This window comes from Rhodovulum tesquicola (genome assembly GCF_024128855.1).
Lineage (GTDB): Bacteria > Pseudomonadota > Alphaproteobacteria > Rhodobacterales > Rhodobacteraceae > Rhodovulum > Rhodovulum tesquicola.
Genome location: NZ_JAMYDV010000002.1, coordinates 296,085 through 317,173, shown reverse-complemented (window position 1 = coordinate 317,173; position 21,089 = coordinate 296,085). Strand labels below are relative to the sequence as shown.

Sequence of the window (21,089 nt, the reverse complement as noted above, 5' to 3'; positions counted from 1 at the left end):
ATCCAATGGCAAAGGTCGCGTTTCTGGGGCTTGGGGTGATGGGCTATCCGATGGCCGGGCACCTTGCGGCCAAGGGGCATGAGGTCACTGTCTACAACCGCACCGCCGCCAAGGCCGAGGCCTGGGTCGCCCAGCATGGCGGCAGCGCCGCCGCGACGCCCGCGGGCGCAGCCGCGGGCGCAGAATTCGTGATGGCCTGCGTCGGCAACGATGACGACCTGCGCGCGGTCTGCACCGGGACGGAGGGCGCCTTCGCGGGAATGGCCGAAGGCACGGTCTTCGTCGATCACACCACCGTTTCGGCGGCCGTGACGCGCGAGATGCACGAGGCCGCCGCCGCCGCGGGCATCGGCTTTGTCGATGCGCCGGTCTCGGGCGGGCAGGCCGGGGCCGAGAACGGGCAGCTTGTCGTGATGTGCGGCGGTGCGCAGGCCGCCTATGACCGCGCCGAGCCGGTGATCGCATCCTACGCAAAGGCCTGCCGCAGGCTGGGCGACAGCGGGGCAGGGCAACTGACCAAGATGGTCAACCAGATCTGCATCGCGGGCCTGGTGCAGGGTCTGGCCGAGGGGCTGCATTTCGCCGAGAAGGCAGGGCTTGACGGGCGCGCGGTGGTCGAGGTGATCGGCGGCGGCGCGGCCGGAAGCTGGCAGATGATGAACCGCTACGAGACGATGATCGAGGAACGCTTCGATTTCGGCTTCGCCGTCGACTGGATGCGCAAGGATCTCGGGATCTGCCTTGCGACCGCCAACGAGACCGGCGCCAGCCTGCCGGTAACGGCCCTGGTCGATCAGTTCTACAAGGACGTGCAGAAACTTGGCGGCGGGCGCTGGGACACCTCGAGCCTGATCGCACGGCTCCGCGCGATGGGCTGAGGCGCAAGGGGGATCGGCGGGCTGCGGATTCGCTTAAGGAAGGGACGTTATCGGGCGACGTTGTCAGATTGCCGTCGCCCGGCATCCCGCAAGCACTTCGCCCTGGCCCGGCATGCCTCCGCCGCCAATTCCGTTCTCCAAACCGCAGGATGGCCGCGGGCCAGCCTTGTCGGGATGGACCAGGGTCACGCGGCCCCTGAGTTCTGCATGCCGAGCACAGGAACGCCGTCCACGAGGACCTTGCGCGATCGTTCGTCCCGGTGGCGGACGAAGATCTGAGGCTTTGCCATGGACAACGGCATGTCGGCCCGCGCCCCGCGCGTTCGCCCAACCGCGGCCACACCCGCCGGGCGTGGCCTGGTTGCGGCGCACCTGAGCCGACATTTCCCGGTCCGATTCCCGATGGTGTCCATGTCGCCCATCCCGTTGCCTGGACGAGAGCGAAACGGGATGGTTCACAGGCGTTCTAATTCACCCTGCCGCGATCCAGGCCGAAGTCGTTCAGGGGTTTTTGGGTGGCGCACCCGACAGGATTCGAACCTGTGACCTCTGCCTTCGGAGGGCAGCACTCTATCCAGCTGAGCTACGGGTGCTTCGTAAAGCGGTATAACGGCGCGCGCTGTCGGCTGCAATCGGAAAGGCGCGACGCGGTTCGCGGCGTGTTCGGGCGGCGGGCGGGCAAGAGGCGGGCGGCGTCACATCGCCGTTACCCACAGGCGGTATAGAGCGAGGAGCGGGCCACTTCATCTTGCGGGGCTTGCCAGGTGGCGAACGCCATATATAGTCAGAACCAGACAGGGGCGGGCGCGTCCCGCTCCGCGGCAAGAGCAGGCAGACGGGGCGGAGGCGGAGTGGCAGATGGACGGGGATTTCAGAAGCAGTTTCGTACGCGAACCGGGCAGCCTGAGGCACCACCCCGCATTGGTGCTGAATGCCGATTACCGGCCGCTCTCCTATTACCCGCTATCGCTCTGGCCCTGGCAGGAGGCGGTCAAGGCGGCGGTGCTGGACCGGGTCGACATCGTGGCCGAATATGACCAGGTCGTGCGCAGCCCCTCGCGGGTGATCCGAATACCCTCGGTCGTGGTGCTGAAGGACTATGTCAAACCCCAGAAGCGCGTGGCCTTCACGCGCTTCAATCTTTTTCTGAGGGACGAATTCACCTGCCAGTATTGCGGCACCCGCGGCGATCTGACCTTCGACCATGTGGTGCCGCGGGCCCGCGGCGGGATCACCAGTTGGGAGAACGTCGTGGCCGCCTGTTCTCGCTGCAATCTCCGGAAGGGCTCGAAAAGCCTGCGCCAGGCCGGCATGACCCTGCGCCGCGCCCCGCGACGACCCGGGCCTGAAGAGCTTCGCGACACCGGGCGAAAGTTCCCACCAAACCACCTGCACGAAACCTGGGTGGATTTCCTTTACTGGGATGCGGAACTTGATGCCTGACGGGCCGCCGCAGGCGTCCGATGCAAAGGGCTGCATGGTTCCCACAGAACGGGCGGTTCGCCTGCCGGCGGCCACCGAACCCGCTCTTCGGGCGGAGCGAAGAGCCCGGCTCTCATCGGCGTCGCGCGACTGACCGAACGGACAGGTCGGCCCCGAGCTGCCTTTCGACATGTCTGTTCGTCGCCGCGGTGCGGCCCGTCGCACCGGCCCTGCGTTGCGAGCCCGTCTTTCTCAGGCAGGAATAGCGGGTCGGACCGCGCCCTGGTTGGAAAGACCAGCGTTTCAGGACTGGGCTAGCGCATCTTCCGGGTCTCGTTGATCCAGTCGACCATGGCGGCGTCGATCTGGCGCAGGATCTCGACCGCGGCCTCGGCATCGCCATGGTTCACGAGCGCGTCCAGCGCCATGTGCACGCCGCGATGCATCTGCTGCACCCCGTCCAGCGCCTCGCGATTGGCGACCTTGTGCATCGCGCGTTCCCCCCCTGACCAGACGGCGCGCCTATTCGGCGTCGCCGGACCCCTCGTCTTCGCCCTGTTCGGCGATCCAGGCGACCGAGACGACCTCCTCGCCGCGGGCGGTGTTGAACACCCGCACGCCGCCCGCGCTGCGCGAGCGGAACGAGATATCCTCGACCGGGCAGCGGATCGACTGGCCGGTAGAGGTGACCAGCATGATCTGGTTGTCGATCTCGACCGGGAAACAGGCCACCAGCCTGCCGCCGCGCATCCCCTTGTCGATGGCCTGCACGCCCTGGCCGCCGCGGCCGCGCACCGGGTAGTCGTGGCTGGACGACAGCTTGCCGGTGCCGCCCGCGGTGATCGTCAGGATCAGATCCTCGGCCGCCGACATTTCCGCATAGCGTTCGGGCGAAAGCTGGCCCTCGGCAACGGCTTCCTCCTCGTCGTCGGACTCCTCCTCCTCGGTGACGCCGGCCATCAGGCGGCGCTGCTTGAGGAAGGCCGTGCGTTCCTCGGGCGTGGCCTCGAAATGGCGGATCACGGCCATCGACACGACGCTGTCGCCATCGCCCAGCCGCACACCCCGCACGCCGGTCGAATCGCGGCCCTTGAAGACGCGCACATCCGTGGTGGAAAAACGGATCGCCCGGCCCAGGGCGGTGACCAGCATGACGTCGTCATCCTCGGTCGCGATGCGGGCATTCACCAGCGCGACGCCTTCGGGCAGCTTCATCGCGATCTTGCCATTGCGCATGACATTGGTGAAATCGCCCAGCTGGTTGCGCCGGACATCGCCCTCGGTGGTGGCAAAGACGATCTGCAGGTCGTCCCATTCCGCCTCGGGCCGGTCCACCGGCATGATCGCGGCGACTGAGACGCCCGTTGCGATCGGCAGGATGTTGACGATGGCCTTGCCCTTGGACGTGCGTCCACCCTGGGGCAGGCGCCAGCATTTCAGCTTGTAGACCATCCCGTCGGTGGTGAAGAACAGAAGCGGCGTGTGAGTATTGGCCACGAAGAGGGTGGTGACCACATCCTCTTCCTTGGTCTGCATCCCCGACATGCCCTTGCCGCCGCGGCGCTGGGCGCGGAACTCGGCCAGCGGCGTGCGCTTGATATAGCCGGACTGGGTGACCGTCACGACCATGTCCTCGCGCTCGATCAGATCCTCGTCCTCCATGTCGCCGGACCAGTCGGCGATCTCGGTGCGGCGGGGGACGGCGAACTGGTCGCGGACTTCTTTCAGCTCGTTGGAAATGATCTCCATGATCCGGTCGCGCGAGCGCAGAATGTCGAGGTAATCCTTGATCCTTGCGGCAAGGTCTTCAAGTTCGTCGGTAACTTCCTTGACGCCCAGTTGGGTCAGGCGTTGCAGCCGCAGATCGAGGATCGCGCGGGCCTGGGTCTCGGACAGGTAATAGGTGCCGTCCTCGTTCATCTTGTGGCTCGGATCGTCGATCAGCCGGATGTAGTCGGCGATATCGGCGGCAGGCCAGCGGCGTTCCATGAGGCGCGCGCGGGCCTCGGCGGCATCGCTTGATGCGCGGATCGTGGCCACCACCTCGTCCACATTCGACACCGCGACGGCCAGACCGCACAGGATATGGCTACGCTCGCGCGCCTTGCGCAGTTCGAACGCCGTGCGTCGTGCGACAACCTCCTCGCGGAAGTCGATGAAAGACGTGAGGAATTTTCGAAGCGTCAACGTCTCGGGGCGGCCGCCGTTCAGCGCCAGCATGTTGCAGCCGAAGGAAGTCTGCATCGGCGTGAAGCGGAACAACTGGTTCAGCACGACATCGGGCGTGGCGTCGCGTTTCAGCTCGATCACCACGCGCACGCCGACCCGGTCGGATTCGTCCTGCACATGGGCGATGCCCTCGATCCGCTTGTCGCGCGCGGCCTCGGCGATGCGCTCGATCATCGTGGCCTTGTTCACCTGATAGGGGATCTCGTCCACGACGATGGCAAAGCGGTCCTTGCGGATTTCCTCGATCCGGGTCTTCGCCCGGATGATGACCGAGCCGCGCCCCTCCAGATAGGCCTTGCGCGCGCCCGAGCGGCCGAGGATCTGCGCGCCGGTCGGGAAATCCGGGGCAGGGACATAGTCCATCAATTGCTCGGTCGACAGATCCGGGTTCGCGATCAGCGCCAGCGTGGCATCGACCACCTCGCCCAGATTGTGCGGCGGGATGTTGGTGGCCATGCCGACCGCGATGCCGCCCGCGCCGTTGACCAGCATGTTCGGGAAGCGCGCGGGCAGGACGGTGGGTTCCAGGTCCTTGCCGTCATAGTTCGGCTGGAAATCGACCGTGTCCTTGTCGATATCGGCCAGCAGCGCCGCGGCGGGCTTGGCCATGCGCACCTCGGTATAGCGCATGGCGGCCGCGTTATCGCCGTCCATCGAGCCGAAATTGCCCTGCCCATCCAGCAGCGGCAGCGACATCGAGAAATCCTGCGCCATCCGCACCAGCGCATCATAGATCGCGCTGTCGCCATGGGGGTGGTATTTCCCCATCACGTCGCCCACAGGGCGGGCCGACTTGCGATAGGGCTTGTCATGCGTGTTGCCGGTCTCGTGCATCGCGTAGAGGATGCGCCGGTGCACGGGTTTCAGGCCGTCGCGCAGATCCGGGATCGCGCGGCTGACGATCACGCTCATCGCGTAATCGAGATAGGAGGTCTGCATCTCCTGCTCGATGGCAATGGTCGGGCCGTCATGGACGGCACGGGGCGCCCTTGCGCTCGAGCCGTTTTCGTCTTCGTTTTCAGGGGTTTCCGGCGTGTCGCTCACGTCAGTATCCGCCCTTTCGTGGCGATGCTACATATTGTTGGGCGCACTCTAACAGAACCTTCATGTTGGGTGCAATGCTCGTCCGGCCCCGCCATTGGCAGCCGCGCGACAGGAGTGAAAACATACTGTTTTCATTGAAAATAAACAGCGATTCGGCATCATTGAACCGTTAACGCAACAGGAGGTTCAAACGTGCGCCCGACCGAGACTGAGCTGATGCTGAAGGGCTATGGCCTGACCACGGCCGAGTTCTTCTACCGGATGCCCGATTACCGCAATGTGCTGAACACGTTCATCTGGCAGGATTACGACCTCGCCCCCGATCACCCGCGGCTGTTCAGGTTCATCGAGTTCTGGCAGGAAAGCATCGAGGGGCCGCTGCATTCGGTGCGTTTCACCCATCGCAAGATGATCTCGCCCGGCGAATGGCAGAACGTGGTCGGCGAGTTCACGCTGCACTAGACGACCGCGCCGCGCTTCGCCCGTAAAGGAACGCCCAGAGCCAGAGCCCTGCGAAGGCCAGCGAGATCATGGCGTTGTAGCTGGCCATCGACAGGCCGAACATCTCCCACTGGACCTGGTCGCACATCACGACCGGCTGCACCAGCGTCGGGTCGAGCATCTGTTCGGGCGTCAGCGTCTGGAAGCCGGCCGCATCGCCCGTGCACGAGGCGGGGCCGGACCACCATTTCCGCTCGACCCCGGTATGGTAGACCCCAAGCCCGGCCGAAACGACCATCGTCACCGCACCCGCCAGCGGCAGGACGCGCCCGCCCACCGCGATCGCCGCCATGCCCAGAAGCGGTGCGATCATGTGCGGCAGGCGCTGCCACAGGCACAGGATGCAGGGCGCCAGGCCGACGATATACTGGAACCAGTATCCCGCCAGCAGGATGCCGAGCGATCCCGCCGCGGCAAGGAAGATCGCGCGGTTGCGTGTCATCGTCAGCATCCTGGTCATAGATATCTCACAGCGTAGAATCCGCCGAGCAGCAGCAGCACGAACAGGGTAAAGAGCAGGCCCATGTAGCGCTCGATGAAGGCGCGGATCGGAACCCCGAATTTCCACAACAGCGCGGCCAGCACGAAGAAGCGCAGCCCCCGGGCGATCACGCTGGCCACAATGAAGACGCCGAGATTCAGCGACGTCAACCCCGACAGGATCGTGATCACCTTGTAGGGAAAGGGCGTGATGCCCGCGATCAGCACCGCCCAGGCGCCGTATTCATTGTAGCGTTCGGAAAACGCGTCGAAATAGGCGTCCTTGCCGTAGAATTCCAGAACCGGGCGGCCCAGGGTCTCGAAGAAGCCCCAGCCGATCAGATAGCCCAGAAGCCCGCCCAGAACCGAGCCCATCAGCGCGACGCCGGCGATCAGCCAGGCGCGCGAGGGGCGGGCCAGGATCATCGGGATCATCAGCACGTCGGGCGGGATCGGGAAGACCGAGCTTTCAACGAAGGCCACCACGAACAGCGCGGTCAGCGCATGCGGGTGGTCGGCCAGGGACATGGTCCAAGCATAGAGGCGGCGAAGCATCGATGGGCGGTCCTCGGTTCGGTTCGGGCCCAGAAGCCACGGGGGCGATGCCGCGTCAAGACGAGGGCGCGCTCCCCGAAGCGGGCCGGCCCGATTGACCCGCGCGCGGCCGCGCGCTAGAGCGGGGCGTGGCCCGAGTGGCGGAATGGTAGACGCAGGGGATTCAAAATCCTCCGCCGCAAGGCGTGCGAGTTCGACTCTCGCCTCGGGCACCACATCGAACGACCAGCGCAGGAATCGATTCGGCCCGAAAGGGGGGGCGTCTTGCGGGGCTGTTTCCACGTCGTGCCCAATCCTTGCGCCCCGCGCCGATCGGTTCCGTTTCGGCATCCGGGCAGGGGGGCCTGACCCAGAGCCGACCGGGTCTTCGCGCGGCCGGGATCGGAAAGGTTCCGGCGTCAATATGTATCCCGCCCGCGGCCAATGCCGGGCGCGTGATCTGTATTGTTCCGGCGACGTGGACAATCGGCCGCGCCACGGAAACAGTCGCGGAAATCCGCCCGCCGACGCCCGTTGCGGTCCGGGGCAGGGCCGACCGATCCCGCCCGGCTTTTGGCCCCGTTTAGGCCCGATTCTCCTTGGGCCGCGACCTTGGCCGCCATAGCCTGACCTTGCCTTGCTGGGGGGGCATCGGGTCGGGGCCATGGGGTGGCCGCATGACAAAGCCGGGGCGCCGTGCCTGACCTGTCCGCCTATTCCGGCGGACCAGGGCAGGGGAAAAGGGCGGCGTCCCGGCCGGTTTCGAGAGGGGTGGGGGATACCTCCATGCGGGCTGGCCCGACGCCCCGATGTCATGGGCTGACGGGCAGGGACCGGGTCTGTATCAACGCCGTGCCCGGTCCGACCCATGATGTCGCACCCGCTGGACAGAGGGGGCAGCTTGCAGGCAGTTTGGCAGCAGGGCCAAGCGGGCAAGGCAGGGGCTGCGATGACCGACGAGACGGAGATCTGGCACCTGATGCCGGTCGCGATCCTTGCGATCCTGTGGAACCTTGCGGGCTGCGCGGATTACGTTCTGACGCAATATGGCGTCGCGCCCTATCTGCAGATCCTGACGCAGAGCAATGCCGAGTATTTCACCTCGCTTCCCGCGGCACTGGACGGGGCCTGGGCAATTGCGGTCTGGGGCGGACTGTTGGGCTCGGTGATGCTGTTCCTGCGGCTGGGCGCGGCGCCCTGGGTGCTGGGCGTGGCGGCGCTGGCCATGCTGGGTTCGGCGGGCTGGCTGATCCTGCTTGCCGTGCCGCCGCTTGCCGAGGTGTCGGGCCTGTTCGGGGTTGCCATGATCGCGGGCGCGGCCGGGATGGCGACTTTCTTCTACCTTTATGCCCGGCAGATGCGGGTTGCCGGGGCGCTGGGATAGGGGCGCCTCGGGACGCGTCAGAGGCCGGTCCGGGCACGCCAGGCGGCCCAGTCCTCGGGCGTGTCGAGGTCGATGAGCGCGCGGTCTCCCTCCAGCGTGCAGGTGCGCACGCTCTCGCCCGCAAGCACCGCGCGTCCCCCCGCATCGCCCTGCACCGCGCCAAGCGCGGGAAGCAGCCGGGCGGGAAAGATCACCGGATGGCCCGCCGTCCCGTCCGGGGCAGAGGCGCGCAGCACGCGCTCGGGGGCCTGATCGAAGGCCGCGAGCAGGTGCAGCAGATCCCCGGCGGTGATCCCGGGCATGTCGGGCGGCAGCACCATCAGCCCCCGCGCGCCTTCTTGATCGGCTGCCGCAGCCCCTGCGCGAAGCGAGGCCGCCATGCCCTCGGCGGCGTCGATCCCGGCAATGCGCACCGCCAGCCCCGCCAAGGCCGATGCCCGGCCCGCGCTCGTACCCTGCGGCAATGTCACCAGCACCGGCGCCCCGGTGGCGAGCGCGGCCATCACCTGACGGCGCAGGACCGGCACGCCATCGACCGGTTCCAGCAGCTTGTCGCGCCCCCGCATCCGGGACGAGGCGCCCGCGGCCGGCAGCAGGATCAGCACCTCGTCCATTCGACCTCACGCTGAGGCGCGGCGTGCGCGTTGCCATTGGAACCGGGAGGGACGACATGCAAGACTGCCCTTGCAGGATACTGATCGCAACTTGGGGATTGATGGCCAAGGGGGGGCATATGATCCGCACGACATTTCTTTTGGCGGTCTGGGTTCTGCCGATTGCTGTCTTTGCAGAGCCTGTCCCAAGTCCCGTTCCCCAAGCCACACGGGAACAGACCCTTTCGCCCGGCGCAGAGAAGATAAACAACGCGTCTTGCTGCAAGATCTGCCGCCAAGGTAAGGCGTGCGGCGACACATGCATCAGCCGCACACATAGTTGCAGAAAACCCCCGGGCTGCGCCTGCAACGGCTAGCACGCCGCCCCCGCCCCGTCAGCGTTCGGGGATCAGCCCGCGCGGGCTGAAGCGCAGCACCAGAAGCAGGATCACCCCCATGGTCAGCAGCCGCATATGCGCCACGCTGTCCAGAAGATGCGCGCGCAGCGCCGAGTCGGCGGCCATGCCGCTGGTCAGCAGCTCCATCAGGAAGGCGCCGAAGGGTTCGACCTGCACCCAGAGGAACCAGATCAGGAACCCGCCAAGGACCGCCCCGAAATTGTTGCCCGAACCGCCGACGATCACCATCACCCAGACAAGGAAGGTGAAGCGCAGCGGCTGGTAGCTGGCGGGCGTCAACTGGCTGTCCAGCGTGATCATCATGGCGCCGGCCAGCCCGCAGACCGCCGATCCGAGGATGAAGATCTGCAGATGGCGTGCCTTGACATCCTTGCCCATCGCCTCGGCCGCCACCTCGTTGTCGCGGATCGCGCGCATCATCCGCCCCCAGGGCGATCTGAGCGCCATCTGGCTGAGCCAGATCAGCGCGATCAGCACAATTGCGAACAGCCCGGCATAAAGCAGCTTGACGTACAGCGTCGAGGCCGTGACCGGATCGAGCCCGAAGCCCGCGGCCCGTTCGACAAAACCCGGATCGGCCTGCAGGTCGACCTCGTAGGGGACGGGGCGGGGGATGCCGATGACGTTCTTGACGCCGCGGGTCAGCCATTCCTCGTTCTTCAGGACCGCGATCACGATCTCGGCGATGCCCAGCGTCGCGATCGCCAGATAGTCCGAGCGCAGCCCCAGCGCGGTCTTGCCGATCACCCAGGCCGCGCCCGCGGCCAGCAGCGCGCCCACCGGCCAGCCGAACAGCACCGGCAGCCCCAGCCCGCCCAGATAGCCCGTCGCCGCCGGGTTCACCGCCTCGATCGCCGCCACGGCGGGGTCGAAGACAGCGCGGAACACGAAGAAGCCCGCCACCAGCCAGACCACCATCGCGAGCCCGCGCAGCGCGCCCCGCGCCATCCGTCGCCAGAGCTGGATCGCGCCCATGATCACCGCAAGCCCGATGCCCAGCGCGAACAGGACCCGCAGCCCGCCCGCGGACCAGGACTCTCCCACGGGCGGCATCGCGACCAGCACCGCACCCAGCCCGCCCAGCGCCACGAAACCCATGACGCCCACGTTGAACAGGCCCGCATAGCCCCATTGCATGTTCACCCCAAGCGCCATGATGGCCGAGATCAGCCCCATGTTCAGGATGTTCAGCGCCGCGTTCCAGCTTTGCAGGTAGCCGGTGCCCAGGATCAGCAGGGCAACCAGCGCGAAAAGGGCCATGTCTCTGGGCTTCATACCGATTTCCCCCGGAAAATCCCCGTCGGTCGGAACAACAGAACGATCACCAGGATCACGAAGCTGACCGCGAACTTGTATTCGGTGGACAGCAGTTGCACGAGGCCCTCGGGCGCCATGCCGTCAGGCAGCAGGTAGGTCAGCACCTTCTTCCAGGCATAGGTGATCGTCACCTCGGAATAGGCGATCAGGAAGCCGCCCGCGATGGCGCCCAGCGGATTGCCCAGCCCCCCGACGATGGCCGCCGCGAAGATCGGCAGCAGGAGCTGGAAATAGGTGAAGGCCTTGAACGACTTGTCCAGCCCGTAAAGAACGCCCGCCGTGGTCGCAAGGGCTGCCACGATGATCCAGGTGATCGCCACCACGCGTTCGGGATTGATGCCCGACAGCAGCGCCAGGTCCTCGTTGTCGGAAAAGGCGCGCATCGACTTGCCGGTGCGGGTGCGGTTGAGGAACCAGAACAGCAGGGCGACCACGACCACCGCGGTCACGATGGTAATGGCCTGCGAGGTGCGGATCGCCAGCCCCTCGGCCAGCCCGGTCATCTCGCGGAAGGTGCGCGCGTCGATCAGGAACCGTGCCCCGTCGGCAAAGCGATGGTCGTCCGGGCCGATGATGAAGCGGACCAGCCCGTTGAGGATGAACATCACCCCCATCGACACGATCACAAGGATCACCGGCTTGGCCTTCTGTTCGCGGTAGAAGCGATAGACCGCCCGGTCCGTGCCCAGCAGCAGCAGCGCGGTGATCGCGATGCCCGCTGGCAGCGCCAGAAGCGCGGTCGGCAGCGGCCCCAGCGAGATCCCGTAGGACTGCAATCCCCAGGTCACGAGGATTGTCGCCATCGTGCCGAATGCCATCGTGTCGCCATGCGCGAAATTCGAGAAGCGCAATATGCCGTAGATCAGCGTCACTCCCAGCGCCCCAAGCGCCAGTTGCGCGCCATAGGCGGTTGCGGGGATCAGGACGAAATTGGCCAGCGCCACGACGGCGTTCAGGACATCCATTACTCGCAGGTTCCGTGATAGGTGACGACGGTGGGCCCTTCGGCCATGTGCAGGGTGTAGCGTGCGGCGCCGTTGGTGACGACGAGATAGGACCGGGACGATCCGTTGCCGCCCTGAAGGAACAGCGTGCCGCCGCCCAGGGTGCCGAAGGCGTCGACATCGCCCGAGACCGAGGACAGCACCACCCGGGCCAGCATGGTCCCCGCGCCCATCCCGCCGGTGCGGCCGGTCACGTCCAGGGCAAAATCGGCGTCCGTGCAGGGCTCGGTCTCGCGGCATTCCCGCTCGAAGGCACAGGCCAGCGCGAAATCGTTGTCGGTCACCTCGGCATCCTGCGCAGCGAGGGGCAGGGGCGTGCCCAGCATCAGGGCAATGATCGCGACCGGGGCGGCGAGATGGCGGTTCGGCATGGCTGTCCTCCTGGGCGGGCCGACGGGGTCGGCCGACGGTGCTTGGCGCGTATCCACCGATATCCTAACCGGATTTTCCGGCCGGGCGATTCCGAATGCCGTGCGGCCCATCACCGCCGTGCCTCGCAGCGGCCATGGATCGTGATCGCGACCGCGCTGGACGGGGACTCGGCGCCATCCAGCGGCAAGAGGCTGTGCCGGGTCAGAACGAAGCCGAGATCGTCGAACACCGTCATCGCGCCCGCACCCTGGCCGGGTTCGAGCGCGCCGCCCGCGGCCTGCACCAGCACGCCCGGCGCATCGTCCAGACGGCGAAACTCGAAGAACCGCTCGCCCTCGGCCGTGGTCAGGATCAGCTTGTCGCCCGTCTTGCGCGGTACTTCCATGGCATAGCCCAGATCGACCGGGTCGCAGACGCTGTCCACCCGCGTCACGCAGGCCAGGTCTGCCGTGCAGTCCAGCATGGTCGGCGCGGCCTCGGCCGGGATCGCAGGAACGGCCAGCAAAGCCATGAGAAGGAAGCGTTTTCCCATCTCAGCCCCCCAGGAAGGTGCGGCGCACCTCGGGATCGGCCAGAAGTGCCTTGCCGGTATCGGTATAGGCATTGCGCCCCTGCACCAGCACATAGCCCTTGTCGGCGATCTCCAGCGCCTGGCGGGCGTTCTGTTCCACCATCAGGATGGAAATGCCGGTGCGCGCGACCTCGATGATCCGGTCGAACAACTCGTCCATGACGATGGGGGAAACCCCCGCCGTGGGCTCGTCCAGCATCAGGACCGAGGGTTTCGTCATCAGCGCCCGCCCCACGGCGACCTGCTGGCGCTGGCCGCCCGACAACTCGCCCGCTGCCTGCCGACGCTTTTCCTTGAGGATCGGGAAGAGGTGATAGACCTCCTCGATCGTGCCCGAGATGTCGTCGCGGCGCAGGAAGGCGCCCATTTCCAGGTTTTCCTCGACACTCATCGAAGTGAAGATGTTGCTGGTCTGCGGCACGAAGGCCATGCCCTTGGCCACGCGGGCCTGCGGCGTCAGGGCGGTGATGTCCTCGCCGTTCAGACGCACCGCGCCCGAATGGACGTTCAGCATTCCGAACACCGCCTTCATCGCGGTCGACTTGCCCGCGCCATTGGGGCCCACGATCACCGCGATCTCGCCCTTTTCGACCGCCACCGTGCAGCCATGCAGGATGTCCGCGCCGCCATAGCCGCCGGTCATCCGGTCGCCGATCAGGAAAGGTTCACCCATCCGCGCGCGCCCCGTCCTTCTTCCTGGCAAAAATACCCAAATCCGCCCTTTCCGCCTGCGCGTCCCCGCTCAGGCCGTGCCTTCCGCCTTCAGCTTGTTCTTCAGCCCGGTGCCCAGATAGGCCTCGATCACCGCCTCGTTCTGCATGATCTCGTCCGCCTTGCCCTGGGCCAGCACCTTGCCCTCGGCCATCACGATCACCGGATCGCACAGCCGGCCGATGAAATCCATGTCATGCTCGATCACGCAGAAGGTATAGCCGCGTTCGCGGTTCAGCCGCACGATGGCATCGCCGATCGTGTTCAGAAGCGTCCGGTTCACGCCCGCGCCGACCTCGTCGAGGAAGACGACCTTGGCATCGACCATCATCGTGCGGCCAAGTTCCAGCAGCTTCTTCTGCCCGCCCGACAGGTTGCCCGCCCGTTCATCGGCCAGATGGTCGATGGTCAGGAAGTCCAGCACCTCGTCGGCCTTTGCGGCCAGCGCCTTTTCCTCTTCGGCGACCCGGCCACGCCCGAACCAGGCGTTCCACAGCGTCTCGCCCGACTGGCCCGCGGGCACCATCATCAGGTTCTCGCGCACCGTCATGGAACTGAATTCATGCGCGATCTGGAAGGTGCGCAGCAGCCCCTTGTGGAACAGGTCATGCGGTGGCAGGCCCGTGATGTCCTCGCCCGCCATCGTGACCTTGCCCGAGGTCGGCGGCAGCACGCCCGCGATCACGTTGAACAGCGTCGACTTGCCCGCGCCGTTCGGCCCGATCAGCCCGGTGATCGAGCCCGTGGCGATCTCGATCGAGGCGCCGTCCACCGCGTGGAAGCCGCCGAAATGCTTGTGCAGGTTCTCTACCCGGATCACGTTCCCATCCCCCGCGTTCTGGCGCGCGTGCTTAGCGCAAGGCGGCGGCCCGGAAAAGCCCCGGGCCGCCTGTCCTTTCGGCCAGTCGCCGTGCCGCGCCTCAGCGGAAGCGGTCGGTGACGAAGGCACCGTCGGTGATGGTGTATTCGCGGAAATTGCCCGCGCTTTCGCCCGGTCCGATCAGTTCGACCGCGGTTGCCCCGACAAAGTCGATCTGCTCGCCTGCCGCGAGAAGCTCCAGCGCCTTGGCCAGGTCGCCGGGATAGATCTTCTCGCCCGGCTCGTTGGCGATGTCCATGATCCGGTCCTTGAAATCGGCCGAGGCGGTCGAGCCCGCCGCATGCATCGCCAGCAGGATCAGCGCCGCCGCGTCATAGCTTTCGGCGACATAGGACGAGGTCCCGTCGAAGCCAGCCGCCGCCGCCATTTCCTGGATCGTCGCCGCGCCGGGGCTGTCGGTCCCGGGCACGGTGCCGAACGAGCCGTTCAGCCCGTCGCCGATCGCCGCGATCAGCGACTCGCCATACATCCCGTCGGGCAGGAAGAAAGTGTCGAAGGCGCCCGTGTCGATCGAGGCCTGGATCACGCCACGACCGCCCTGGTCGACATAGCCCGCGACCACCAGCATGTCGCCGCCCGCAGAGGCCAGCGCCGCGACCTCGGCCGAGTAGTCGGACTTGCCGTCCTCATGCGCGGCGACGATGGTCACGGTGCCGCCGGTGGCCTCGAAGGCGGCCTTGATCGAATCCGCCAGACCCTTGCCGTAATCGTTGTTGGTATAGGAGATCGCGACCGATCCCATGCCGCGTTCCTGCAGCACCTCGGCGATCACCTCGCCCTGGCGCGCATCCGACGGCGCGGTGCGGAAGAACAGCCCGTCATCCTCGGCATTCGACAGCGCAGGCGAGGTCGAGGAGGGCGAGATCATCACGATGCCGTTGGGCCGCGCCACGTTCTGCAGGATGGCGCCCGACACGCCCGAGCAATCCGCGCCGACGATGGCATGCACCTTGTCAGAGGTCACCAGACGCTCGGCGGTGGCGGTGGCGGCGGCGGCGTCCACACAGGTCGAGTCGCCGCGCACCGCGGTCACGGCCGCGCCGTCCATGAAGGTTCCGGCGGCGTTGATCTCGGCAATCGCCAGTTCCGCACCGCCCGCCATGGCCGGGGTGATCGATTCGAGCGGCCCGGTGAAGCCGAAGATGATGCCGATCTTGACCTCGTCAGCCGTCGCCGTCCCGGCAAGGGCCAGCGTGGCCGCGCTGGCCAGAAGCAGTTTTTTCATTGTTGAACTCCCGTGTTGGAATGAAATCCGCGGGGCAGACTAGTGGCGCGGCTGACAAAAGGGAAGGGAAACCGCGCCGCAGCCGGGCTTGGCATTGCGCGGCCGGGCGCTAGGTTTCGGGATATGCAACAGAGTGTTTCCAGACGGTTCCTGCGCCTTGCCGGGCTTGCCCTCGGCGCGGCTGCCCTGTTCCTGCCCTTGTCCGGTCCCGCCCGCGCGCTGGAAAGTTCGGCCGGGCCGCTGCGCATCGAGACAATCGCCACCGGCCTAAGCGAGCCCTGGGCCATCGGCTTTCTACCCGATGGCAGCGTGCTGGTGACCGAACGGGGCGGGCGGCTGGTGCGGATCGCCGGGGGGAACGCGGCCGAGGTCGCGGGGCTGCCGGATGTGGCGGCCGTGGGGCAGGGCGGTCTGCTCGATCTGATGGTGCCGCGAGATTTTGCCGAAAGCCGCGAGATCTTCCTGTCCTATGCCCGGGCGCAGGGGCGGGACGAGGGCACGGCGCTGGGGGTCGGGCGGTTGTCGGAGGACGGCACGCGGCTGGAGGGGTTTCGCGAGATCTTTGCGATGGCGCCCGGGGCCCGCGGCGGGCGGCATTTCGGCTCGCGCATCGTCGAGGGGCCGGAAGGCCATCTGTTCCTGACCATCGGCGACCGCGGCGAGGATCGCAGCGCGCAGGATCTGATGCGCCACGAAGGCTCGGTGCTGCGGCTCAACCGCGATGGCACGGTGCCGGGAGACAACCCCTTCCTGGGGCAGGCGGGCGCGCGGCCCGAAATCTGGTCTTATGGCCACCGCAACCCGCAGGGCGCGGCGCTGGATCTCGAAGGGCGGCTTTGGGTCAACGAACATGGCGCGCGCGGTGGGGACGAGGTGAACCTGATCGCCAAGGGGGCGAATTACGGCTGGCCGGTGATTTCCTACGGGCGGCATTATTCGGGCCGGAAGATCGGCGAGGGGACGGCGAAACCGGGGATGGAGCAGCCCCTTCATTACTGGGATCCCTCCATCGCGCCCTCGGGGCTGATGATCTATTCCGGCGCGCTCTGGCCCGAATGGCGGGGGCATCTGTTCTCGGGCAGCCTGAATTCCGGTTTCCTGTCGCGTCTGGACCCGGCGGCCGGGTTCGCCGAGGAACGGCTGGAGGCGCCCCAGACCGGCCGGGTGCGCGATCTGCGTGAAGGCCCCGATGGCGCGATATGGTTCCTGTCGGTGACGGACGGGGCGCTTTACCGGATCCTGCCCGAAACCGGACAGTGACCGGGCGCCTCGGCCCGGTCGGTCATCGTGTAGTCGCGCGTGATCGCGAAGATGCGGACCTCGTCGGCGCCGCCTGATGCCATGCGATCCGCCAGGGTTCGGGCCGCCGCGCCCTCGGCCCGTTCGGCCAGCGTGACGAAGCGACCGGGCCGCGTGACGCTTTCATGGCTGCGCCCGGATGCGAGCGGTGCGGGGCCATAGGCGGCGACAAGCCAGCGCGCCGCGCCCTCGGCTGGACGGGCTGCCTCGGGCCCGACCCGGATGCGGTAGCTTTCGAAATGGATCCGCTGGCCCGCCCATTGGCTGGCCCGGTGCGCGATGTCGCGGCGCCAGGCGGTGATCGCGTCCTCGTCCGCCCAGAGCTGATGCGAGAGCAGCGCGTCAGGCGCGTCGAGCGGGCGGAAGCGTTCCAGATAGATCAGCCCGCGATGCCGCGCGAGGATCGGCCGAAGCCGGTCGACATGGGCGAAATAGGCGTCCATGTGACCGGGTTTCGGGCGGACATCGAAGAACAGGCACTGCATCGGTCAAACGGGCCTTCGCGGGTTTTTCAGGCGCAAGACTGGCCGGGGCGGGCGGTCGAAGGCAAGCACCATCGCAGCCGGATCGGATCTGGCGATTCAAACCGGAAGCCGCGCCATCCCGCAAGAACCGCGCGCGCGGTCCGCCACGATCCTGTCGCGCGCCGCACCCACCCGCATCAGCGGCAGCGCGGGCACCGGATCGTCAAGCCTCTCGGCCAGGCGGCGGCGGCTGCCCTGCCACAGATCCCGCAAGATCAGCGGGCCGAGAAACAGCGACTCCGCAACGCAGCCGTTCGCGATCAGCAATTCATGCCTGTCGAGCATCAGGTGATGCCAGGTCACACGGGGCCTGCCGTTCATCGCGCGCACACCCCGCAGCGGCAACAGCGCCCTTGCAGGCACCAGCACCGGCTGCGGGAACAACGCCTCGAGCTGGCCGAACACGCCCAAGGCGATGCGATGCTGGACCGAAACGATCAGATCGGTCGCAGGTCGACCCGGACCAAGCGCATGCGCGGCGATGCGGATCGGGCGGGGGACATGCGGCGTGGTCTCGAAGCATATTTCGCGACGGCAGGCCCAGCGGATGGGTTCGGTCGCTCCCGTGGCGGTCAGCACCCTGTCCCCGGCCGACAGGCTTTCGATCGGTCGGGGGCCATCGGGGGTCTCGATCAGCGTGCCCGCGCCGAAACAGGGGATCGTTCCGGGGTTCGGGCTTGTCTGCTGGAAATAGCTCGCGCCCCCGTCGGCGGTTTCGAACGAGTTCCCGAAATCCGTGCTGCCGATATCGGTGCTTGTCATCCCGGCCGCGGGACCCGTCGCCGGGGTGACGACGGTGCCATGCCACGAGATGAACTGCACCGCCGTTCCGCTGCCATCCGCCAGCGCCAGGGCATGGGTATAGCCGAGATTGGGCAGGCCGTCCGTGGGTCGGATGACATACAGATCCCGGCCCGCGATGCTGGCATCGACCCCGCCCAGCGACAGGGTCGCGGCGATGCTGCCGTCGCCGTTATAGACCACCAGCGACCAGTTCGCGGTATTGGTGCCGGACGGAACCGCCACCTCGACGAATTCGGTGCTGCCGCCGAAAATGTTGAATTCCGAGATGTAGGCAGACATGGGCGCGACCCTATGGTTTCCGGAACGATCATCGCGCAACCTGGTTACCGAACCGTATCCGCGGACCGGATCGACACCGGCCGTCAGTCCTTGACCTGTCCCCCCCGGCTGCCGCGTTCCCGGTAGGGGGTGGTCGCATAATGCGCCCGGTAGCATTTCGAGAAATGGCTGGGCGAGGCGAAGCCGCAGGCCAGCGCCACGTTGATCACGCTCATGTCGGTCTGCATCAGCAGGTTGCGCGCCCGGCCCAGCCGCAGTTCCATGTAATAGCGCTTGGGGCTGCGGTTGAGATAGCGGCGGAACAGCCGTTCCAGCTGGCGCGTGCTCATCCCGACATCGCGCGCCAGCGTCGCGGGCGAAATCGGATCCTCGATATTGCGCTCCATCACCTGGATGACCTGGGAAAGCTTGGGGTGGCGCACGCCGATCCTCGTGGGGATCGACAGCCGCTGGGTGTCCTGGTCGGTGCGGATCGACGAATAGATCAACTGGTCGGCCACGGCATTGGCCAGATCCGCGCCATGGGCCTCGGCGATCATGGTGATCGCAAGGTCGATCGAGGCGGTGCCGCCCGCCGTGGTCATGCGGTTGCCGTCGATCACGAAGACCGATCTGGTCAGTTCGATCTCGGGGAAATCCTCGGCGAAGCTGTCCTGGTTCTCCCAGTGGATCGTGGCGCGGCGCCCGTCCAGAAGCCCCGCGCGCGCCAGCGCATGCGCCGCCGTGCACAGCCCCGCGATGGCCCGGCCCTGGCGCGCCTCGCGCCTGAGCCAGCCCACCAGTCGTTTCGTCGTGGCCGCCTGCACGTCGATGCCGCCGCAGACCAGCACGGTCTCGTCGCGGCCCAGCGCGTCGAGATCCATGTCCAGCGCGATCCGCGCGCCGTTGGAACAGGTGGCCCAGTCGCCGCCCTCGCCCGCCAGCCGCCAGCGGTAGAGCGTCTTGCCGGACATGCGGTTGGCGATGCGGAAGGGTTCGATCGCGCCGGCGAAACTGAGCATGGTGAAGCGGTCGAGCAGCACGAAGACGAGGTCCTGCGGCCGGTTGCCATCTGCCGCCACCTCGATCAAATCGCTGTCCCGAGCGACTGTCGCCACCTCTGCCTCCGCGCATCTTGTCGGTTCAGCGAAAGCAGGTTTGCCCCAGCGGATCAAGTGGGCCGGGGGAATTGACGGTGGCGGCAAGGCGCGCTTGCCCCTATAAGGCCCCACGGAATGCGACAGACCTGCGGAGCGAGAGAGATGACGACCTGGCAGAAATCCGACTGGCGGTCCCGGCCCCGGGTGCAGATGCCCGATTACCCGGACCAGGCGGCCCTTCATGCCGTCGAGGCGCAGTTGGCCAAGTATCCGCCGCTGGTCTTCGCCGGCGAGGCGCGCAACCTGACCGCCAAGCTGGGCCAGGCGGCACGCGGCGAGGCGTTCCTGCTGCAGGGCGGCGACTGCGCCGAGAGCTTTGCCGAGTTTTCCGCCGATTCCATCCGCGACACCTTCAAGGTGCTGTTGCAGATGGCCATCGTGCTGACCTATGGCGCCAAGCTGCCGGTCATCAAGGTGGGCCGGATGGCGGGGCAATTCGCCAAGCCGCGCTCTGCGCCGACCGAGACCCAGGGCGGCGTGGAACTGCCCGCCTATCGCGGCGACATCATCAACGGATTCGATTTCACGCCCGAGGCGCGCATCCCCGATCCGGCGCGCATGTTGCAGGCCTATACCCAGGCCGCCGCCTCGCTGAACCTGTTGCGCGCATTCTCCAAGGGCGGGTTCGCCGACATTCACCGGGTGCATGCCTGGACGCTGGGCTTCACCGACAGCGACGAGGCCGAGAAATACCGCGACATGGCGAACCGGATCGGCGACACGCTGGCCTTCATGACGGCCGCGGGCGTGAACGGCGACACGATGAACGCTCTGTCGGTGGTGGATTTCTTCACTTCGCACGAGGCGCTGCTGTTGGAATACGAGGAGGCGCTGTGCCGGGTCGATTCCACCTCGGGTAACTGGATCGCGGGGTCGGGCCACATGCTGTGGATCGGCGACCGCACGCGGCAGGTGGACGGCGCGCATGTCGAGTTCTGCCGCGGCGTGATGAACCCGATCGGGCTGAAATGCGGGCCGAGCATCAGCGATGACGATCTGAAGGTGCTGATCGACAAGCTGAACCCGAAGAACATCCCCGGTCGGCTGATGCTGATCGCGCGCTTCGGGGCGGGCAATGTGGGCGACCACCTGCCGCGGCTGATCCGGGTGGTGCGCGAGATGGGGGCGCAGGTCGTGTGGACCTGCGATCCGATGCACGGCAACACGATCAAGTCAGCAAGCGGGTTCAAGACGCGGCCCTTCGACTCGGTGCTGCGCGAGGTGCAGGAGTTCTTTGCCGTCCATGCGGCCGAGGGCACGATCCCCGGCGGCGTGCATGTCGAGATGACCGGCAAGGACGTGACCGAATGCACCGGCGGCGTGCGCGCGGTGACCGACGAGGATCTGTCCTCGCGCTATCACACCGCCTGCGATCCGCGGCTGAATGCCTCTCAGGCGCTGGAGCTTGCCTTCCTCGTGGCCGAGGAACTGTCCGCGCGCCATGACAGCGCTGCGGCCGCCGCAGCGGTCTGATCCACAT

21 protein-coding genes and 2 tRNA genes are annotated in these 21,089 nt (G+C 66.9%); 7 read left to right on the top strand and 16 right to left on the bottom strand.

Annotated elements, in window-relative coordinates:
- Positions 1-5 precede the first annotated feature (5 nt).
- Entirely contained in the window at positions 6-878 is an 873-nt protein-coding gene (locus NHN26_RS04070; RefSeq protein ID WP_253088236.1) for an NAD(P)-dependent oxidoreductase, read from the top strand.
- A gap of 516 nt (positions 879-1,394) precedes the next feature.
- Here the strand turns inward: NHN26_RS04070 and NHN26_RS04065 are convergent.
- Positions 1,395-1,471 (bottom strand) — tRNA-Arg (locus tag NHN26_RS04065).
- 265 nt (positions 1,472-1,736) lie between these two features.
- Here NHN26_RS04065 and NHN26_RS04060 point away from each other — a divergent pair.
- On the top strand, positions 1,737-2,321 hold the full coding sequence (locus NHN26_RS04060) for an HNH endonuclease (RefSeq protein ID WP_253088235.1): 585 nt from the start codon (positions 1,737-1,739) through the stop codon (positions 2,319-2,321).
- Positions 2,322-2,614: 293 nt separating this feature from the next.
- Here the strand turns inward: NHN26_RS04060 and NHN26_RS04055 are convergent, their stop codons facing one another.
- Positions 2,615-2,791 (bottom strand): hypothetical protein, encoded by a 177-nt coding sequence (locus NHN26_RS04055; protein ID WP_253088234.1) that lies wholly within the window; start codon positions 2,789-2,791, stop codon positions 2,615-2,617.
- A gap of 31 nt (positions 2,792-2,822) precedes the next feature.
- Entirely contained in the window at positions 2,823-5,573 is a 2,751-nt protein-coding gene (gene gyrA / locus NHN26_RS04050) for a DNA gyrase subunit A (RefSeq protein WP_253088233.1), read from the bottom strand.
- Between the two features lie 192 nt (positions 5,574-5,765).
- Here gyrA and NHN26_RS04045 point away from each other — a divergent pair, with 192 nt between their 5' ends.
- On the top strand, positions 5,766-6,035 hold the full coding sequence (locus NHN26_RS04045; RefSeq protein WP_132695856.1) for an usg protein: 270 nt from the start codon (positions 5,766-5,768) through the stop codon (positions 6,033-6,035).
- Here the strand turns inward: NHN26_RS04045 and NHN26_RS04040 are convergent.
- Both NHN26_RS04040 and NHN26_RS04035 read right to left on the bottom strand, forming a co-directional pair.
- On the bottom strand, positions 6,022-6,516 hold the full coding sequence (locus tag NHN26_RS04040) for a disulfide bond formation protein B (protein ID WP_253088232.1): 495 nt from the start codon (positions 6,514-6,516) through the stop codon (positions 6,022-6,024). The genes NHN26_RS04045 and NHN26_RS04040 overlap by 14 nt on opposite strands.
- A gap of 14 nt (positions 6,517-6,530) precedes the next feature.
- Positions 6,531-7,109, bottom strand: coding sequence for a YqaA family protein (locus NHN26_RS04035; protein ID WP_253088231.1), 579 nt, complete (start codon positions 7,107-7,109; stop codon positions 6,531-6,533).
- Positions 7,110-7,240: 131 nt separating this feature from the next.
- Here NHN26_RS04035 and NHN26_RS04030 point away from each other — a divergent pair.
- Both NHN26_RS04030 and NHN26_RS04025 read left to right on the top strand, forming a co-directional pair.
- Positions 7,241-7,324: transfer RNA gene (locus NHN26_RS04030), tRNA-Leu, on the top strand.
- Positions 7,325-8,037: 713 nt separating this feature from the next.
- Positions 8,038-8,472: a hypothetical protein gene (locus NHN26_RS04025; RefSeq protein ID WP_253088230.1), complete on the top strand. Its 435-nt coding sequence runs from the start codon at positions 8,038-8,040 to the stop codon at positions 8,470-8,472.
- A 17-nt stretch (positions 8,473-8,489) separates the two neighbouring features.
- Here the strand turns inward: NHN26_RS04025 and NHN26_RS04020 are convergent, their stop codons facing one another.
- The 8 genes from NHN26_RS04020 to NHN26_RS03985 form a co-directional block, all read right to left on the bottom strand.
- On the bottom strand, positions 8,490-9,086 hold the full coding sequence (locus NHN26_RS04020; RefSeq protein WP_253088229.1) for a nucleotidyltransferase family protein: 597 nt from the start codon (positions 9,084-9,086) through the stop codon (positions 8,490-8,492).
- Positions 9,087-9,460: 374 nt separating this feature from the next.
- On the bottom strand, positions 9,461-10,744 hold the full coding sequence (locus tag NHN26_RS04015) for a branched-chain amino acid ABC transporter permease (protein ID WP_253088228.1): 1,284 nt from the start codon (positions 10,742-10,744) through the stop codon (positions 9,461-9,463).
- Positions 10,745-10,755: 11 nt separating this feature from the next.
- Positions 10,756-11,766: a branched-chain amino acid ABC transporter permease gene (locus NHN26_RS04010; RefSeq protein ID WP_253088227.1), complete on the bottom strand. Its 1,011-nt coding sequence runs from the start codon at positions 11,764-11,766 to the stop codon at positions 10,756-10,758.
- Positions 11,766-12,176 (bottom strand): hypothetical protein, encoded by a 411-nt coding sequence (locus NHN26_RS04005; protein ID WP_253088226.1) that lies wholly within the window; start codon positions 12,174-12,176, stop codon positions 11,766-11,768. Before NHN26_RS04005 ends, NHN26_RS04010 begins: the two co-directional genes overlap by 1 nt.
- Before the next feature lie 110 nt (positions 12,177-12,286).
- Positions 12,287-12,709: a hypothetical protein gene (locus tag NHN26_RS04000; RefSeq protein ID WP_132695863.1), complete on the bottom strand. Its 423-nt coding sequence runs from the start codon at positions 12,707-12,709 to the stop codon at positions 12,287-12,289.
- A gap of 1 nt (position 12,710) precedes the next feature.
- Complete coding sequence (locus tag NHN26_RS03995; RefSeq protein WP_132695864.1) at positions 12,711-13,421, bottom strand: ABC transporter ATP-binding protein; 711 nt, start codon at positions 13,419-13,421, stop codon at positions 12,711-12,713.
- 69 nt (positions 13,422-13,490) lie between these two features.
- A complete protein-coding gene (locus tag NHN26_RS03990; protein ID WP_253088225.1) occupies positions 13,491-14,279 on the bottom strand; it encodes an ABC transporter ATP-binding protein in 789 nt (262 codons plus the stop codon).
- Positions 14,280-14,379: 100 nt separating this feature from the next.
- Positions 14,380-15,564 (bottom strand): ABC transporter substrate-binding protein, encoded by a 1,185-nt coding sequence (locus NHN26_RS03985; RefSeq protein ID WP_253088224.1) that lies wholly within the window; start codon positions 15,562-15,564, stop codon positions 14,380-14,382.
- A gap of 123 nt (positions 15,565-15,687) precedes the next feature.
- On the opposite strand from NHN26_RS03985, the gene NHN26_RS03980 reads away from it, so the two are divergent.
- Positions 15,688-16,824 (top strand): PQQ-dependent sugar dehydrogenase, encoded by a 1,137-nt coding sequence (locus tag NHN26_RS03980; protein ID WP_253088223.1) that lies wholly within the window; start codon positions 15,688-15,690, stop codon positions 16,822-16,824.
- Here NHN26_RS03980 and NHN26_RS03975 read toward each other — a convergent pair.
- The 3 genes from NHN26_RS03975 to NHN26_RS03965 form a co-directional block, all read right to left on the bottom strand.
- Positions 16,794-17,348, bottom strand: a complete 555-nt coding sequence (locus NHN26_RS03975; protein ID WP_253088222.1) for an antibiotic biosynthesis monooxygenase family protein — start codon at positions 17,346-17,348, stop codon at positions 16,794-16,796. The two genes, NHN26_RS03980 and NHN26_RS03975, sit on opposite strands and share 31 nt — an antisense overlap.
- A 96-nt stretch (positions 17,349-17,444) precedes the next feature.
- A complete protein-coding gene (locus tag NHN26_RS03970) occupies positions 17,445-18,470 on the bottom strand; it encodes a Hint domain-containing protein (protein WP_253088221.1) in 1,026 nt (341 codons plus the stop codon).
- Between the two features lie 83 nt (positions 18,471-18,553).
- A complete protein-coding gene (locus NHN26_RS03965; RefSeq protein WP_253088249.1) occupies positions 18,554-19,471 on the bottom strand; it encodes a GlxA family transcriptional regulator in 918 nt (305 codons plus the stop codon).
- A 240-nt stretch (positions 19,472-19,711) separates the two neighbouring features.
- Between NHN26_RS03965 and NHN26_RS03960 the strand changes: the two genes are divergently transcribed.
- Entirely contained in the window at positions 19,712-21,082 is a 1,371-nt protein-coding gene (locus NHN26_RS03960; RefSeq protein WP_253088220.1) for a class II 3-deoxy-7-phosphoheptulonate synthase, read from the top strand.
- Positions 21,083-21,089: the final 7 nt, after the last annotated feature.

Bases quoted from the DNA above. Each gene is read 5' to 3' on its own strand.
- NHN26_RS04070 (WP_253088236.1), top strand. From the start codon at position 6: ATGGCAAAGGTCGCGTTTCTGGGGCTTGGGGTGATGGGCTATCCGATG.
- NHN26_RS04060 (WP_253088235.1), top strand. From the start codon at position 1,737: ATGGACGGGGATTTCAGAAGCAGTTTCGTACGCGAACCGGGCAGCCTG.
- NHN26_RS04055 (WP_253088234.1), bottom strand. From the start codon at position 2,791: ATGCACAAGGTCGCCAATCGCGAGGCGCTGGACGGGGTGCAGCAGATG.
- NHN26_RS04040 (WP_253088232.1), bottom strand. From the start codon at position 6,516: ATGACACGCAACCGCGCGATCTTCCTTGCCGCGGCGGGATCGCTCGGC.
- NHN26_RS04035 (WP_253088231.1), bottom strand. From the start codon at position 7,109: ATGCTTCGCCGCCTCTATGCTTGGACCATGTCCCTGGCCGACCACCCG.
- NHN26_RS04025 (WP_253088230.1), top strand. From the start codon at position 8,038: ATGACCGACGAGACGGAGATCTGGCACCTGATGCCGGTCGCGATCCTT.
- NHN26_RS04020 (WP_253088229.1), bottom strand. From the start codon at position 9,086: ATGGACGAGGTGCTGATCCTGCTGCCGGCCGCGGGCGCCTCGTCCCGG.
- NHN26_RS04015 (WP_253088228.1), bottom strand. From the start codon at position 10,744: ATGGCCCTTTTCGCGCTGGTTGCCCTGCTGATCCTGGGCACCGGCTAC.
- NHN26_RS04010 (WP_253088227.1), bottom strand. From the start codon at position 11,766: ATGGATGTCCTGAACGCCGTCGTGGCGCTGGCCAATTTCGTCCTGATC.
- NHN26_RS04005 (WP_253088226.1), bottom strand. From the start codon at position 12,176: ATGCCGAACCGCCATCTCGCCGCCCCGGTCGCGATCATTGCCCTGATG.
- NHN26_RS04000 (WP_132695863.1), bottom strand. From the start codon at position 12,709: ATGGGAAAACGCTTCCTTCTCATGGCTTTGCTGGCCGTTCCTGCGATC.
- NHN26_RS03995 (WP_132695864.1), bottom strand. From the start codon at position 13,421: ATGGGTGAACCTTTCCTGATCGGCGACCGGATGACCGGCGGCTATGGC.
- NHN26_RS03985 (WP_253088224.1), bottom strand. From the start codon at position 15,564: ATGAAAAAACTGCTTCTGGCCAGCGCGGCCACGCTGGCCCTTGCCGGG.
- NHN26_RS03980 (WP_253088223.1), top strand. From the start codon at position 15,688: ATGCAACAGAGTGTTTCCAGACGGTTCCTGCGCCTTGCCGGGCTTGCC.
- NHN26_RS03975 (WP_253088222.1), bottom strand. From the start codon at position 17,348: ATGCAGTGCCTGTTCTTCGATGTCCGCCCGAAACCCGGTCACATGGAC.
- NHN26_RS03970 (WP_253088221.1), bottom strand. From the start codon at position 18,470: ATGTCTGCCTACATCTCGGAATTCAACATTTTCGGCGGCAGCACCGAA.
- NHN26_RS03965 (WP_253088249.1), bottom strand. From the start codon at position 19,471: ATGCTCAGTTTCGCCGGCGCGATCGAACCCTTCCGCATCGCCAACCGC.
- NHN26_RS03960 (WP_253088220.1), top strand. From the start codon at position 19,712: ATGACGACCTGGCAGAAATCCGACTGGCGGTCCCGGCCCCGGGTGCAG.